The sequence below is a fragment of the Longispora fulva genome (assembly GCF_015751905.1).
Taxonomy (GTDB): Bacteria; Actinomycetota; Actinomycetes; order Mycobacteriales; family Micromonosporaceae; genus Longispora; species Longispora fulva.
Genome location: NZ_JADOUF010000001.1, coordinates 5,550,253 through 5,565,795, shown reverse-complemented (window position 1 = coordinate 5,565,795; position 15,543 = coordinate 5,550,253). Strand labels below are relative to the sequence as shown.

Genomic DNA, 15,543 nt, shown 5'->3' with positions numbered 1-15,543 from the left:
TCAATGCCGAGAGTAGGGGCGTCGGCGGGCCGCTGCAATCGGGTACTTGTCGGAACGGGTGGCCCGGTCACCTGGAGTGTCTCCATCGGGTCGGAATCGGCGGGTGTGGGAGAGTGGCCTCATGAACCGGCTCGGTAACGCGACGTCGCCATATCTCCAGCAACACGCCGGGAACCCGGTCGACTGGTGGGAGTGGGGTCCGGAGGCCTTCGCCGAGGCGAAGCGCCGGGACGTCCCCCTCCTGATCAGCGTCGGCTACAGCGCCTGCCACTGGTGCCACGTCATGGCACACCAGTCGTTCGAGGACCCGGACGTGGCGGCCGTCGTCAACGCCCTCACCGTCCCCGTCAAGGTCGACCGCGAGGAACGCCCCGACGTCGACGCCGTGTACATGGCCGCCACCCAGGCGACCACCGGCCAGGGCGGCTGGCCGATGACGGCGTTCGCCACCCCGGACGGCGAGCCGTTCTACTGCGGCACCTACTTCCCCCGCGACCATTTCGTCGCCCTCGTCGAAGCCGTCGGCAAGGCCTGGTCGGAGCAGCGCGACGACCTCCTCGCCCAGGGTCGCGCGATCGTGGAGGTGCTGGCGCCGGCGGCCTCCGGGCGGGGCGAGATCACCGCCGGCCTGCTCGACGCCGCCGTGGGTCAACTCCGCGACGGGTACGACGACCTGCGCGGCGGTTTCGGCGGCGCCCCGAAGTTCCCGCCGTCCATGGTGCTGTCGTTCCTGCTCCGGCACCACGAGCGCACCGGCTCGGCCGAGGCGCTGGAGATGGTCCGGCACACCTGCGAGCAGATGGCCAGGGGCGGGATGTACGACCAACTCGCCGGGGGCTTCGCGCGCTACTCCGTGGACGCCGAGTGGGTGGTCCCGCACTTCGAGAAGATGCTGTACGACAACGCGCTGCTGCTGCGGGTGTACACCCAGCTGTGGAAGGTGACCGGCGACCAGCTCGCCCTGCGGGTCGCCAAGGAGACCGCCGAGTTCCTGACCACCGGCCTGTGGGCACAGCGGGGGTTCGCCGCCGCGCTGGACGCCGACACCGACGGCGTCGAGGGCCTGACCTACGCGTGGACGCCGGAACAGCTCGTCGAGGTCCTGGGCGCGGACGACGGGGCCTGGGCGGCCGATCTGTTCAAGGTCACCAAGGAGGGCACCTTCGAGCACGGGACGAGCGTGCTCCAACTCGGCATGGACGTCGACGGGGCGGGCCCGGAGGTCGTGGCGCGCTGGCGGTCCGCGCGGGCCAGGCTGCTGGCGGCGCGGAGTGCCCGGCCGCAGCCCGCCCGGGACGACAAGGTGGTGGCGGCCTGGAACGGTCTCGCGCTCACCGCGCTGATCGAATACGTCTCGATCGTCGAGGACCATGGCCCCCAAGGCGGCCTCACCGAGCATGGCTGGAACGCCCTCGACATCTGGGCCGCCGCAGAGAACCTGGTCGGACACATCGTCGACGGCCGCCTGCGCAGGGTGTCCCGGGACGGCGTCGTCGGCGCACCGGCCGGCGTCCTCGACGACTACGGCTGCGTCGCCGAGGCCTTCTGCGCGATGCACCAGCTCACGGGAGAGGGCCGCTGGCTCACCCTGGCCGGTCAGCTCCTCGACGTGGCCCTGGAGCAGTTCACCGACGGCGACGGCGGCTTCTTCGACACCGCCGCCGACGGGGAGGCGCTGGTCGTCCGGCCGCGCGACCCGTCGGACAACGCGAGCCCGTCCGGGGTGACGGCGCTGTGCGGGGCGTTGACGGCGTACGCGGCGCTGACCGGGGAGAGCCGGTACCGGGAGGCCGCGGAGGCCGCGCTGGCCACGACCGCGCCGCTGATCGCGAAGTACCCCCGGTTCGCCGGCTGGGCCGCGGCCGTGGCCGAGTCGCACCTGGTCGGCCCGTGGGAGGTGGCCGTCGTCGGCGGGGGTGACCTGCTGAGGACTGCCTGGCGGCACGCGCCCGGCGGGTCGGTGATCGTGGCCGGCGTGCCGGATCAGGAGGGCGTGCCGTTGTTGGCGGACCGGCCGGTGCTGGGCGGGGTCGCGACGGCGTACACGTGTAAGGATTTTGTCTGTGACCTGCCGGTGACCGACCCGGCGGACCTGGTGCGCCGACTGACCGGGAGATAGAGCGCGGGCGGGGCGAATCCGACGGAACGATCGTCGACTGTGGAGAGGTGGTCGCCGGTCCGGCCGCCACCTTTTCAGGGTGCCTTCAGGGCAATTCAGACGAAGCGCTAAGATCGGTCATCCCGCCCGCAGGAGATGACTGAGATGGCAGGAATTGCCGCGTACTTCGGGTCAGTGCCCGCTGTCCTCGACGACCTCACCCGCGCCCTCGCGCCCCGGGGCGGCGACCCGAACGCCTGGCACTCCGCCCCCGGCCAGCCGGCGCTGGGCCTCGGGCTGCGCGCGGCCGTGCCCGAGATCAAGGTGCTGGCGGGCACGGCGATCGTCCTGGACGGGATCGCGGAGGCGACGACGCTCCTCGGCCGGTACGCCGCCCACGGCCCCCGCGCCCTCCTGCTCGGCACCGACCCGTACGCGATGGCCCTCGCCGACCCCGCCCGGGGCGTGCTGGTCCTCGCCCGCAACGGCGACGGCGCGCCGCTGTACTACGCAGTCCTCCCCGACACCGTGCTCGTCGCCTCCGAGCCGGGCGCGCTGCTCGCCGCCGGGGTGCCGTCCACCCCGGACCCGGCGACGGTCGCCCGGTTCCTGGCCACCGGGGCCTGCGACGACACCGAGGCCACTTTCCACACCGCCATTCGACGGGTACTCCCCGGCCAGGTCATCACCGTCACCCGCGACGGGGTCGAGCCGGTCATGGTCCGCCCGGCCCCGATGCGCGCCGTCGCCCCGGCCACGGCGACCCTGACGGCGGCTGCCCGGACCGGCCGGATCGGGGTGCGGCTCGCGGAGGGGGTGGCCGGGGCGGCGGTCCTCGCGGTCGCGCTGGAGGCGGCGCGGCCAGCGGCGGCCGGCCCCTTCGCCCAGGAGCCCGGGCCCTTCGTCCAGGACTCCGGTGCCTTCGATCAGGAGCCCGGCCTCTTCGGGCGGGAGTCCGGCGTCTACCCAGCGGAGGTCGACCGGCCCGGCGGTGCCTTCCACCTGGGAGCGGGCCGGGATCGCGGTGCCCCGATCCCGGTCTACTCCGCGACCTTCGCCCCCCTCGACACCGGCGAGGAGGCCTACGCGTCCCGCCTCGCCGACGACCGCACCACCCACCGGACCGTCACCGCCGGCCCCGACCAGTTCGAGCGGGACCTCGACGCGTTCCTCGCCGACCTCGGAGAGCCGGTGCCCGACCCGACCGGCTACCTCGTGTGGGCGACCGCCCGCTCCGCGGCCGGCGAGGTCGACGCGCTGCTCGACCCGGCCGGCGCGAACCTGCTGCTCATGGCGGGGGACCGGATGCCGGCGAACGCGCACCGGCACGCGGCGACGGCGTACCTGGCCCGGGTCGCCGACCGGTGCGCCGCCCGGTTCGGCGTGGCGGTCCGCACCCCGTACGTGGAGGCCGTCGGCTCCGGCGACATCCTGCGCAGGGAGCTCGCCCGCCTGACCCGCGCCGCGGAGCTGACCGGGGCCGACCAGCTCCGGCACCCGGCCCCGACCAGGGAACTGCTGACGGCGTCCCGGGGCCGGATCTACGCGACCCTGCTGTCGGAGCGGTTCGCGTCCCGGCCGTGGGCCGACCAGCGCGCGGCCCTCGCCGGCTTCGGGGCCCTGCTGGCCGGCCGCCGCAACGACGCCGAGTACTTCTGGCGGCTCTACCTGGTCGAACGCTGGCTCCGCCTCCTGGAGGCCCCGACGGCCGCCCCGATGCCCAGGGGCCCGCTCGAACCCAATCCGGGACACCTGCTGGAGTCGGGCGGCTGGTTGCGGTTCCCGGTGCGTACCCCGATGATCGGGGCCGGCGACCGGATCGCCGACAACATCCGCTACCACATCGCGGAGTTCGTCGGCCACCTCGCCGCCGACAAGTACTACCGCAAGGTGCTGGGCACGCCGTGGTTCGTGGTGGTCGCCGCCAAGCCGGTGGCCGTCGCGCAGGGCCGGGCCCGGTACCTGTGGGAGATCGTCCCCGGCCTGTTCGCCCGGGTGCTGACCGCGCGCGGCGACGGCGTGCGCCGGGGCCCGTGGCGGACCCAGCTCGCGATCGAGGCGACCGGCCTGGGCCGGGTGGTGTGCGCGGGCGGCCTGCGGGTGATGGGCCTGCGCACGCTCGCCTACAAGGTGGGCGGACCCGCGCTGCGGGCGGTGGCCGTCCCGCGCGAGGACGCGGTGTTCCCGGCCGACGTCGCCGTGATCGCGCCGCCGGACGACCCGGACGCCGTGGCCGCCGCGCTGCTCGGCGCGCTGCGAACCGGCCTGCCCGCCGACGCGTACGCGACCCTGGGCGGATGCGCGATCGTCTCCGGGGCGCGGGTGCTGGGCTGGGCCGGCACGGGGGAGTTCCCGGCGGAGGCGCTCGGCGACGACCCGCTGGGCTCGGCCCGGGAGCTGACCCCACTGGCGCTGGTGACCCTGCCGCCCACCACCAGACCCACCAAAAAGGACAAAACCCGTCGAGGGGTACCGTCGGGAGCCCGCCGCTAGCCCCAGCGTCCGCCCGGCCGCCGGCGCCGGTTCCCGACTGGCCCCGACCGCTGGGCTGGCTTGCCAAGATCAGGCATGATGCCCCGGTGACCGATGCCGAGGCCCCCGACCGTAAAGAGCTCGACCGACTGGTGTTCTTCTCCGACGCCGTGATCGCGATCGCCATCACGCTGCTCGCGTTGGAACTGCCGGTGCCCGAGCACCTCACCTCCGACGCAGCCGCCTGGCACAGCCTGGCCGACTCCGGCGGCGCGTACCTGATGTTCCTGATCAGCTTCCTGATCATCGGCGGCTTCTGGCGGGCCCACCACGGCCTGTTCCGGCACGTGACCCACCTGAGCCGCGGCCTGCTGTTCCGAAACCTGATCTGCCTGCTGGGCATCACGCTCATCCCGTGGGCGAGCAAGGTCCTCAACGACGCCGACGACACCCAGCCCGGCCCGGTCATCTACGCCACCGTCCTCGGCGGGGTCGGCTGGGCCTTCCTCCTGCTGCTCAACGGCGTGGCCCGCGACAAGCTCCTCGCCGACGACACCCCGCCGCGGATGCTGCGCGAGTTCCGCCAGCGGGTCGGCCTGCCGGCGCTGGTGTTCACCCTGTCGATCCCGCTGGCGTTCCTGGTCAGCGCCAAGGTGTGCAGCCTGTCGTGGATCTCCCTCGCGGTACTGATGCCGGTCGCCGCCCAACTGGGCCGCCGCCACGACCGCCGACGCGCGGCCAGCGGCCTGGAATCGGCGTAGAACACCGCGACGCCGGGACCGAAAGCGCGCGACGCCGGGGTTCGGCGACGACTGTCGTCGGACCCCGGCGTGTGCCGGATCGTGCGGGCCCGCCCGCCGACCTACAGGTCTGGCCCCTTGCGCCGCAGCTCGTCCACGGACTCCATCGCGCCCCGCAGGTCGCTGAGCCACTCGTTCGCGTGCTCGCCGACCAGCCGCACGCACCACGCGAGCGCCTCGGACCGCGACCGGGCCACCCCGGCGTTGACGAGGGTGTCGAGGACGAGGCGGTCCTTCTGCTTGAGCCGGCTCATCACCGGCGCGGACAGCGTGGTGAACAGCTCTTTGGTGTCGCCGCAGGTGGCGCCCCAGCTGCACTTGCGCCGGTAGCGGTGCTCGATCTGCTGGGCGAGCTTGATCCGGTGGTCGCGGGTGGGCTCGCGGAACCGTTCGATCCGGCCGGCCTCGGCGGCGGCCTTGTCGATCTCGGTGGCGTCTTCGGGGAGGGTCGGCTCGGGGAGCTGGCCCACGATGAGGATCTCGTCGCGGTCGATCGAGATCTGCAGGCCGACGAACCAGTCCTCGGGGAGGCGGCCGGTGATCCAGCCGATGGCGTCGTCGGTCGGGGGCGCTTCGGTGCGCGGGTATCCGTAAGGTCCAGGCATGATTACAGCGTTACACCGTGAGTGCCGTAACGCAAGTTCGACCGATTACGCCGACAGCCTAGAACCCCAGAGCAAGATCAGACGGCTACGGTGAGGGTGTCGGCTCCATGGCGGCCGGCCCGCCTTTGCGGCACTGGGCTCCGGCGGCGCGTAGTTCACTCGGCGAAGGTGCGGGGTGTCACGGGTGGGCGAGGCCGAGGGTCTGATGCGGGACCACTGAGCGAACCGTGTCACTGCCCATGAACACCACCATGCCCGGCGTTGAGAATCTGGACCGCGCCGAGAGGTTCTACGCTGAGAACCTGAGCTTCAAGATCGACAAGGAGTACGCCGTGAAGTTTCGCACCGTCGTGGAGCCACCCGAGCCCATGCGGGGGCTGGAAGTCCCGCCCGAGGTGGTGGAGGCGCTCGGCGGGGGCGCGCGGCCGCCGGTGACCATCACCGTCAACGGGCACTCCTGGAAGAGCCGGGTCGCCATCATGCGGGGCCGCCACCTGCTCGGCCTCAGCAACGCCAACCGGCGGGCCGCCGATGTCGAGATCGGCGAGGAGATCGAGGTCGAGCTCGAACTCGACACCGAGCCGCGCGTCGTCGTCGAGCCCGCGGACTTCGCCCAGGCCCTCAACGACGACCCGGTCGCCCGCGCCGCGTACGACAACCTCGCGTTCAGCCACAAGCGCGAGCACGTCCGCGCCATCGAGAGCGCGAAGAAGCCCGAGACGCGCCAGCGGCGGATCGAGCAGGCCATCGCCACCCTGCGGGGCTGACCCCTGACAGCACGACTCCGGCTGCGGCGCGATCGCCATCCGTAGGAATCACCCTGCCCACACCACCTCCTCTAAGGACGAAACAGGATGACCGCCCCGCCCCGACGCCTCGCCCAGCGCACGCAGGACGCCCGGCGCCGCCTCGACGAAGACGTCGACGCCTGGGTGGCCACCGCCGACCGAGTAGGTACGCCGTACCTGGTGCCGCTGTCGTTCCTCTGGGACGGCGAGACCCTGTTGATCTCGACGGCGGCCGGCAACCCCACGGCCCGCAATCTCCGGGCCGGCGGCCGGGTCCGGCTCGCGATCGGGCCGACCCGCGACGTGGTCCTGATCGAAGGATCCGCGGTCGTCGCCGACGGGATCACCGACGAGGTCGGCGACGCGTTCGCGGCCAAGACCGGGTTCGACCCCCGCGAGCTGCGCAACTACCCGTACTTCCGGATCCGGCCCGAACTGATCCAGGCCTGGCGCGAGGTCAACGAGATCGCAGGACGGGATCTGATGATCGACGGCGAGTGGCTGACGTAGCGCCCTGCCCTGGGACGGGCCCACGCGCAGCCGTACGGCGCCGTACCGGAAACGGTCCAGGCCTAACCGACATCCCCGGCCGGCTCCTGGTTTCGCCCGTAGTAGCGGGCTGCCCGGGCCCGGGTGCCGCACGCGTCCGTGCACCATCTCTTCCGCGCGGTACCCAGGAAGAACAGCCCGCATCCCGGCGCGCCGCACCGGCGCAGATTCCCCAGCCCGGAGCCCAACAGCCGCACACCGGAGGCCGCGACCAGCGCGAGGGCGATGTCGACGGGATTCGCCCCCCGGTACTCCACCTGCAGCCCGTCCGGCAACGCCAGCAACCGGGGCTGGGCCGGCGTGCGGTTGCTGACCGAGTTGAGCGCGCCGATGATCTCGCGCGGCAGTGGTTGCCCGGCGCTCGTGGCCGCGAAGGCCCCGAACAACGCGTCCCGCAGCCGGCGGAAGCCGTGGAACCGGGCGAGGCCGGGCGGGGGGACCGGCAACCGGTACGCCTGCCGGGCGAGCCACAGCCCCAACTGTTCCTCGGTGCCGATCAGGTCGAGCGGGGTGTCGGGGCGGGCCATGGGCAGGGTGTTCGCCAGGTCGAGGGCCAGCGGGCCGCCGAGCCAGCCGAGCCTGGAGTAGTCCGTCCGTCGCACGGTACCCAGTTTATAACGGGTATAGGCGTGAGAAAGAATCGCCGGCGTGGGCCAATTTTGACCGTGAAAAGTCCAGGGACTGCGCAAACTTGACGCAAATCGGACATGACAACGCAGGAAACTGCAGGGATGCAGTACCTGTCGGCCGCTTGTGCAGTTGTTCACAAGCGTTCGGGATGACCGCCGTGAGCAGTCGGTTTAGGCTCATGCCACCCAGTGGGCTTGCGCCTGCTTTGTCGTCTACGAGGAGATTTCGAATGAGCGCTCCGGCCACCATTCCGGGGCTCGACGCAGCCCCCACGCAGCACCCCCGGCTCCTGGCCTGGGTGCGCGAGGTCGCCGAGCTCACCACTCCCGACCGGGTCGTCTGGGTTGACGGCTCCGACGAGGAGTGGGAGCGGCTGACCGGCCAGCTCGTCGAGGCCGGCACCATGGTCCGCCTCAACCCCGAGATCAAGCCGAACTCGTTCTGGACCCGTACCGACCCCACTGACGTGGCCCGGGTCGAGGAGCGCACCTACATCTGTTCGGTGGACGAGGCCGACGCCGGCCCCACCAACAACTGGATGGCGCCGTCGGACATGAAGCAGCTCATGACGGATCTGTACCGGGGCTGCATGACCGGCCGCACCCTGTACGTCATCCCGTTCTGCATGGGCCCGCTGACCGCGGAGAACCCGATGTTCGGCGTCGAGATCACCGACTCCGCCTACGTCGTGTGCAGCATGCGGATCATGACCCGGATGGGCGCGCACGTCCTCGAGGCGATGGGCGACGACGCGGTCTTCGTGCCGGCCCTGCACTCCGTCGGTGCCCCGCTGCAGCCGGGCCAGGCGGACGTGGCGTGGCCGTGCAGCGAGACGAAGTACATCACCCACTTCCCGGAGGAGCGCCTGATCTGGAGCTTCGGCTCCGGCTACGGCGGCAACTCGCTGCTCGGCAAGAAGTGCTTCTCGCTGCGGATCGGCTCGGTCATGGGCCGCGACGAGGGCTGGCTCGCCGAGCACATGCTGATCCTCAAGCTGACCTCGCCGGAGGGCAAGGTCTACCACGTGACCGGCGCGTTCCCGAGCGCCTGCGGCAAGACCAACCTCGCGATGCTCGAGCCGACCATCCCGGGTTGGAAGGTCGAGACCCTGGGCGACGACATCGCGTGGATGCGGTTCGGCGAGGACGGCCGGCTGTACGCGGTGAACCCGGAGTTCGGCCTGTTCGGCGTCGCGCCGGGCACCGACCACACGACGAACCCGAACGCGATGAAGACGATCGCCAAGGGCAACTCGCTGTTCACCAACGTCGCGCTGACCGACGACGGGGACATCTGGTGGGAGGGCATGGGCGAGCCGCCGGCGCACCTCACCGACTGGCACGGCAAGGACTGGACCCCGGACTCCGAGGGCGTCTCCAGCCACCCGAACTCGCGGTTCTGCACCCCGATCGAGCAGTGCCCGATCCTGTCGCCGGAGTTCGACAACCCGAACGGCGTGCCGATCGACGCGATCCTGTTCGGCGGCCGGCGCAAGACGACGATCCCGCTGGTCAGCGAGTCCCGCGACTGGGCGCACGGCGTGTTCCAGGGCGCGACCCTGTCGAGTGAGACCACTGCCGCGGCCGTCGGCGCGGTCGGCGTCGTCCGGCGTGACCCGATGGCGATGCTGCCGTTCATCGGCTACAACGCCGGTGACTACTTCCGGCACTGGATCGAGATGGGCAAGGGCTCCGACGGCGACGCCACGAAGCTCCCGAAGATCTTCTACGTGAACTGGTTCCGCCGCGGCGACGAGGGCCAGTTCCTGTGGCCCGGATTCGGCGAGAACTCCCGCGTCCTCAAGTGGGTCGTGGAGCGCCTGGAGGGCAAGGCCGAGGCCGTGGAGACCCCGATCGGCTACGTGCCGACCGCGGACTCGCTCGACGTGTCCGGCCTGGACATCTCCGCCGCTGACCTCGAGGCCGCCCTCAAGGTGGACGTCGAGGAGTGGAAGGCCGAGATCCCGCAGATCCAGGAGTGGTTCGACAAGTTCGGCGACAAGCTCCCGGCGGTGCTGGGCGCGGAGCTCGACACGCTGAAGGCCCGCCTCGGCGTCGAGTAACCGACCACAGGCGACAGGACAGGTGGGGACCCCGGGCCGGGGGTCCCCACCTTAAATTTTTGTTATCCACAGGCATTCACACCGGATAATCTCTTCCCCCGAACGGTCATCGGGCACTAACCTTCCGGCCATATATCCCTCAGCCGGAGGTGCCTGTGAAGTCCTTCGCCATCCCCGTCCGTCGCCTGTGCACACTGGGTGTGGGCGCCGCGCTCCTCGCGGTGTTCGCGGCCACGCCCGCCCACTCCGAGCCTGACGCGACCGAGGGGCTGACCCTCGTCTCGGTGCAGGACTCCCTCCTCGGCACCCACTTCTGGTACGAGCAGACGTTCGACGGCCACCCGGTCCTCGGCGGCTTCTACGCCAAGCATGTCGACAAGGCCAGCGGTGCGGTCACCGTGGACGACGGGCGCAAGGCCGTCCAGGGCCTCGCTCGCGGCCTGCGGGGCGTTTCGGTCACCGCGGCCCGCGCCGACGCCTCGGCCGTGCAGCAGACCGGTGGGGGCGCCTACCGCTCCCGGCTGGTCGTGGTGCCCGGTGGCGCGGCCAAGCTCGCCTGGCAGGTGCACACCGAGCCGGCGACCGGGTCGGTCAGCACGCTGGTCGACGCGACGAGCGGCGCGGTCATCTCCTCGACGAGCCTGGTCAAGCACGAGACGGGTACCGGGAAGGTGTTCCTGCCCAACCCGGTCGTCGCCCAGCAGAACAACACGCTGACGGACAGCAGCCCGAACTCGGCGTTCACCTACAACACGGTGACCCTCAACGGGCTGTACGCGAAGAACAAGCTCGTCGGCGGGTACGCCAACAACGTGAGCAAGAAGCCGGTGTCCTCCAGTTCCGGCACGTACTCCTACAACCGGACCCAGGCAGGGTTCGCCCAGGTCCAGGGCTACTTCCACATCACGACGGCCGAGGAGTACATCCAGAGCCTCGGGTTCGCCAACGTGAACAACGAGTCGCAGGACTACCAGACCACCGGTCTGACGGACGACAACTCGTTCTACGACCCGGCGGTCGACAAGATCACCTTCGGCACCGGTGGCGTGGACGACGCCGAGGACGCCGAGGTGATCTGGCACGAGTACGGCCACGCGATCCAGGACTCGCAGGTGCCGAACTTCGGGATGAGCGAGGAGGCCGGCGCGATCGGCGAGGGCTTCGGCGACTACTGGGCCTACACGATGTCCCAGGCGGTCAGCCCGAACACGACCAAGACCCCGTGGGCGTGCATCGCCGACTGGGACTCGGTCTCCTACACCTCGGGCACCCCGCACTGCCTGCGCCGCACCGACGGCACCAAGATGTACCCCGGTGACCTCGACGGCGAGGTGCACGACGACGGCGAGATCTGGTCCCGGGCGCTCCAGGACGTCAACATCGCCCTCGGCCGCACCAACGCCAACAAGGTGATCCTCGAGGCGCACTTCTCGTTCGCGCCCGACACCAGCATGCCGGCGGCGGCGAACAAGACCGTCGCGACGGCCCAGGCGCTGTACGGGACCACGGCCGCCAACTCGGTGAAGGCTGCGTTCCACGCGCGGGGCATCATCTAGAAAGAGGAGAAACCGTGGAGGTTCCGGCCCGGGGGTACCCGGGCCGGGCTTCCGGGTTTAGGCTGCGGTCGTGGGTGTACGGAGTCTGGTCTATTCCTTCTATGAGCGGCTATTGGTCGGCAAACTCGCCAATAAGCCGCACCCCCGCCATGTCGGGGTCATGGTCGACGGCAACCGACGGTGGGCCAAGGAGATGGGGTACGTCGACCCCAACGACGGCCACCGGGTCGGAGCCGCCAAGATCGAGAATCTGATCCGCTGGTGCGACGAGGCCGGCATCGAGGTCGTCACGCTGTTCCTGCTGTCGACGGACAACCTCAACCGGCCGGCGGTGGAGCTCGACCCCCTGGTCCGGATCATCGAGGACCTCGCCACCGACCTCGCCGACGAGGGCAACCCCTGGCGGCTGCGGGTGGTCGGCAACCGCGACATCCTCCCGGCCCAGCTCGCCCAGGCCCTCAAGGCCGCCGAGGAGCGCACCGTCGGCCGGGACACCGGGGCGGAGGTCAACCTCGCGGTCGGCTACGGCGGGCGGCAGGAGATCGCCGACGCGGTGCGGGCCCTGCTCCAGGAGCACGCCGAGGCGGGTACGACCATCGAGGAACTCGCCGAGGTGCTCGACGTCGACCACATCTCCGAGCACATGTACACGAAGGGCCAGCCGGACCCCGACCTCGTCATCCGTACGAGCGGTGAACAGCGGATGTCGGGCTTTCTTCTCTGGCAGTCGGCCTATTCCGAGTTTTATTTCCACGAGGCAAACTGGCCGGACTTCCGGCATGTGGACTTTTTGCGCGCACTGCGGTCCTACGCGGACCGACAGCGCCGTTTTGGCGGCTGACCTGCAATTCTGCCGGCGAATGACTCAATCCTGACCGCGTTGTGACTAGCTGTCGGCCACTTTCGGGGCTACCGTCGAAATGTGACTCCGGGGTGCGCCCGGGTCATACAGGAGGCCTGAGTGAGCACACGACGCACTTTCGTCCTTGACACTTCAGTTCTGCTCTCTGACCCGGCGGCGTTCCTGCGCTTCGCCGAGCATGAGGTCGTCATCCCGCTCGTGGTCATTTCCGAGCTGGAGGCCAAGCGGCACCACCCGGAGCTCGGCTGGTTCGCCCGACAGTCCCTGCGGTTCCTCGACGACCTGCGCATCCAGCATGCGCGGCTTGACCAGCCCCTTGCGGTCAACGACGTCGGCGGCACCCTGGTCGTCGAGCTGAACCACTCCGATCCCACGGTGTTGCCGCCGGGGTTGAGGGCAGACAGCAACGACGTCCGGATCCTCGCGGTGGCGCTCAGCCTGCTCGCGGAGAAGAAGGATGTCGTGCTGGTCACGAAGGACATGCCGCTGCGGGTCAAGGCGGCTGCGGTCGGTCTGCCGGCGGACGAGTACAGGCACGGGCAGGCCTCCGATCCAACATGGACCGGTATGTCCGACCTTGACGTGTCCGAGGAGGAGATCAAGCAGCTGTACGGCGGCGAGAGTGTCGACATAGCCGAGGCCCAGGGCCTGCCCTGCCACACCGGGCTGGTCCTGCACTCGCCCAGGGGCTCCGCGCTCGGCCGGGTCCAGCCGGACAAGTCGGTCCGCCTGGTGCGGGGCGACCGCGAGGTGTTCGGGTTGCACGGCCGGTCGGCAGAGCAGCGGGTCGCGCTCGACCTGCTGCTGGACGAGTCGGTGGGCATCGTGTCGCTCGGCGGCCGCGCCGGTACCGGGAAGTCGGCTCTGGCCCTGTGCGCCGGCCTGGAGCAGACCCTGGAGCGGCACCGGCACAAGAAGGTCATCGTGTTCCGCCCGCTCTACGCCGTGGGCGGCCAGGAGCTGGGCTATCTGCCGGGCTCGGAGTCGGAGAAGATGTCGCCCTGGGCGCAGGCCGTCTTCGACACCCTCGGCGCCGTGTGCCACGAGAACGTGCTCGACGAGGTGATGTCGCGGGGCATGCTCGAGGTGCTGCCGCTGACCCACATCCGGGGCCGTTCGTTGCACGACGCGTTCGTGATCGTGGACGAGGCGCAGTCCCTGGAGCGCAATGTCCTGCTGACCGTCCTGTCCCGGATCGGCACCGGATCGAAGGTCGTCCTCACCCACGATGTGGCGCAGCGTGACAACCTCCGGGTCGGCCGGCACGACGGCGTGACGGCCGTGATCGAGGCCCTCAAGGGACATCCGCTGTTCGCGCACGTCACGCTCACGCGGTCCGAGCGTTCGCAAATTGCTGAGGTAGTCACTGACCTGCTCGAAGATCTGCCGGGGTGATAGATGAGTAACTCACAGTAGTGTGACCTGGAGCACAATTACCCGGCCGCGGACTGGTGTCCGCGGCCGGGGTGCGTCAGAGTGAGCGACTGATAGGTGTGTCCCCGATGGAAGGAAGTTCGCGCGTGCAACGCGGAGCGATCCGAATCCTCGCGAGCCTCATCCTCGTGCTGGCCCTGATCGGTGGCGGCTTCATGGGCCTGGCCACCCAGGAGTGGGAGCGCAAGCAGACCGCCAACGAGAGCCTCGTGGCCGCCACGGCGCAGCTGCAGGACGAGCGGCAGCGCACCGGCGAGGTCGACCGGGCCAGCCGCGCGGCGGTCCGACAGGCCGAGACCGAGGCCAAGGGCAAGGCCGACGAGGCGGGCAAGGCCATGGCCGACGCCGTGAAGAACGCCGACGCTCAGGCCGCCAAGGCTGGTACGGCCGCCGCGACCACCGGTCCGACGAAGCCGTACGACGGCCCGATCCCGGCCTCCTGCGCGGAGTACTCGGGCAACCAGGCCGCCGGGTGCGCCCTGACGCTGGAGATGGGCTTCGGGCTCGACCAGGTGCCCTGCCTGGTGCTGCTGTGGACCAAGGAAAGCCACTGGAACACCGCGGCGAAGAACAACTCCTCCGGGGCGTACGGCATTCCGCAGGCGCTGCCGGGCAGCAAGATGGCCTCGGCCGGCCCGGACTGGCAGACCAGCGCGGAAACCCAGATCCGCTGGGGCCTCGGCTATATCAAGGGCCGGTACGGCAACCCGTGCGGCGCGTGGTCGCATTCGAAGGCGACCGGCTGGTACTAGAACGGTTGCAAAAGGCCCGCTCGGTGTCGAGCGGGCCTTTCGCCTTGTCGGGGACTCGACTTTCCCAGAATGCCGCACTGGGCGAAATATGTTCATAGACTTTGCCTTGTCCTGATTGTCTGGCAAGGGAGGCTTCTCATGCGGCGTCGCTGGTACCTGCTCCTGGTAGTCCTCGCCACCAGCCTCGTGCTGCCGGCCGGTCCGGCCGCCGCGAGTACCGACAAGTCCGCAGACGACCCCGAGATCGTCGGGGGAGCCCCGGCGCGGGCCGGCGAGTTCCCCTGGACGGTGCACCTGTCCGTCGGCTGCGGCGGCGCGCTCTACAGCCCCACCGTCGTCCTCACCGCCGCGCACTGCGTCGGGCGGAGCGGCTCGGACTCCTCGATCGAGGTGACCACCGGGCTCGACCGGTTCCACCCGACCCAACGGGTCAGGTCGGCGCAGGTCAAGCGGGCCGACGGCTTCACAGACGTCACCGGGGGCAACGACTGGGCCCTGATCCGTCTCGCCCGGCCGCTCACCGGCGCCACCCTGCCCGTCGCGGCCGACACCGCCACCGACAGCGGACTGTTCACGGTGGTCGGCTGGGGGTCCACCCGCGAGGGCGGCGCCGGCACGGCGACGCTGCGCAAGGTGCAGGTGCCGTTCGTGTCCGACGCGGTGTGCGGGGACGCCTACCGCAAGGCCGGGTACGGGTTCGTCGCCAGCGACATGATCTGCGCCGGGAAGATGGACACCGGCGGGATCGACTCCTGCCAGGGCGACTCCGGCGGCCCGATGGTCCGGCGGGACGACGCCGGGGCGTGGCGGCAGGTCGGTATCGTGAGCTGGGGCGAGGGCTGCGCGCGGGCCGGATTCCCCGGGGTGTACACCCAGGCGTCGCGGTTCGCGGCGGCCATCTCCCGGGCGGCCGCCGCCATGTGACCGCTGGCGCC

General features: G+C 70.6%; 13 protein-coding genes. 11 read left to right on the top strand and 2 right to left on the bottom strand.

Annotated features, from left to right (window positions below; translation table 11 throughout):
* Positions 1-121 precede the first annotated feature (121 nt).
* The 3 genes from IW245_RS25080 to IW245_RS25070 all read left to right on the top strand — a co-directional run bounded on the left by IW245_RS25080 (position 122) and on the right by IW245_RS25070 (position 5,331).
* Positions 122-2,119, top strand: a complete 1,998-nt coding sequence (locus tag IW245_RS25080; protein WP_197005615.1) for a thioredoxin domain-containing protein — start codon at positions 122-124, stop codon at positions 2,117-2,119.
* Between the two features lie 144 nt (positions 2,120-2,263).
* Complete coding sequence (locus IW245_RS25075; protein WP_197005614.1) at positions 2,264-4,591, top strand: asparagine synthetase B family protein; 2,328 nt, start codon at positions 2,264-2,266, stop codon at positions 4,589-4,591.
* Positions 4,592-4,677: 86 nt separating this feature from the next.
* A complete protein-coding gene (locus IW245_RS25070; protein ID WP_197005613.1) occupies positions 4,678-5,331 on the top strand; it encodes a TMEM175 family protein in 654 nt (217 codons plus the stop codon).
* 101 nt (positions 5,332-5,432) lie between these two features.
* On the opposite strand, the gene abmR is transcribed toward IW245_RS25070, so the two are convergent.
* Positions 5,433-5,975, bottom strand: a complete 543-nt coding sequence (gene abmR, locus IW245_RS25065; RefSeq protein ID WP_197005612.1) for an ATP-binding transcription factor AbmR — start codon at positions 5,973-5,975, stop codon at positions 5,433-5,435.
* Between the two features lie 251 nt (positions 5,976-6,226).
* Here abmR and IW245_RS25060 point away from each other — a divergent pair, with 251 nt between their 5' ends.
* Both IW245_RS25060 and IW245_RS25055 read left to right on the top strand, forming a co-directional pair.
* The gene (locus IW245_RS25060; RefSeq protein ID WP_231398925.1) at positions 6,227-6,742 is read left to right on the top strand and encodes a YdeI/OmpD-associated family protein; all 516 of its coding nucleotides are present in this window, start codon (positions 6,227-6,229) and stop codon (positions 6,740-6,742) included.
* An 87-nt stretch (positions 6,743-6,829) separates the two neighbouring features.
* Positions 6,830-7,273: a pyridoxamine 5'-phosphate oxidase family protein gene (locus IW245_RS25055; RefSeq protein WP_197005611.1), complete on the top strand. Its 444-nt coding sequence runs from the start codon at positions 6,830-6,832 to the stop codon at positions 7,271-7,273.
* A gap of 62 nt (positions 7,274-7,335) precedes the next feature.
* On the opposite strand, the gene IW245_RS25050 is transcribed toward IW245_RS25055, so the two are convergent.
* On the bottom strand, positions 7,336-7,914 hold the full coding sequence (locus IW245_RS25050; RefSeq protein ID WP_197005610.1) for a CGNR zinc finger domain-containing protein: 579 nt from the start codon (positions 7,912-7,914) through the stop codon (positions 7,336-7,338).
* Between the two features lie 257 nt (positions 7,915-8,171).
* Here IW245_RS25050 and IW245_RS25045 point away from each other — a divergent pair, with 257 nt between their 5' ends.
* The 6 genes from IW245_RS25045 to IW245_RS25020 all read left to right on the top strand — a co-directional run bounded on the left by IW245_RS25045 (position 8,172) and on the right by IW245_RS25020 (position 15,532).
* Complete coding sequence (locus tag IW245_RS25045) at positions 8,172-10,004, top strand: phosphoenolpyruvate carboxykinase (GTP) (RefSeq protein WP_197005609.1); 1,833 nt, start codon at positions 8,172-8,174, stop codon at positions 10,002-10,004.
* Between the two features lie 155 nt (positions 10,005-10,159).
* The gene (locus tag IW245_RS25040; protein ID WP_233472917.1) at positions 10,160-11,560 is read left to right on the top strand and encodes a M4 family metallopeptidase; all 1,401 of its coding nucleotides are present in this window, start codon (positions 10,160-10,162) and stop codon (positions 11,558-11,560) included.
* A gap of 70 nt (positions 11,561-11,630) precedes the next feature.
* The gene (locus IW245_RS25035) at positions 11,631-12,401 is read left to right on the top strand and encodes an isoprenyl transferase (protein ID WP_197005608.1); all 771 of its coding nucleotides are present in this window, start codon (positions 11,631-11,633) and stop codon (positions 12,399-12,401) included.
* A gap of 120 nt (positions 12,402-12,521) precedes the next feature.
* Positions 12,522-13,817 carry an RNA 5'-3' helicase PhoH2 gene (gene phoH2, locus IW245_RS25030; RefSeq protein ID WP_197005607.1) on the top strand — a complete coding sequence of 432 codons (1,296 nt, stop codon included), beginning with the start codon at positions 12,522-12,524 and terminating at the stop codon, positions 13,815-13,817.
* Positions 13,818-13,924: 107 nt separating this feature from the next.
* The gene (locus IW245_RS25025) at positions 13,925-14,608 is read left to right on the top strand and encodes an aggregation-promoting factor C-terminal-like domain-containing protein (protein ID WP_197005606.1); all 684 of its coding nucleotides are present in this window, start codon (positions 13,925-13,927) and stop codon (positions 14,606-14,608) included.
* A 138-nt stretch (positions 14,609-14,746) separates the two neighbouring features.
* A complete protein-coding gene (locus IW245_RS25020; RefSeq protein WP_197005605.1) occupies positions 14,747-15,532 on the top strand; it encodes a serine protease in 786 nt (261 codons plus the stop codon).
* Positions 15,533-15,543 lie beyond the last annotated feature (11 nt).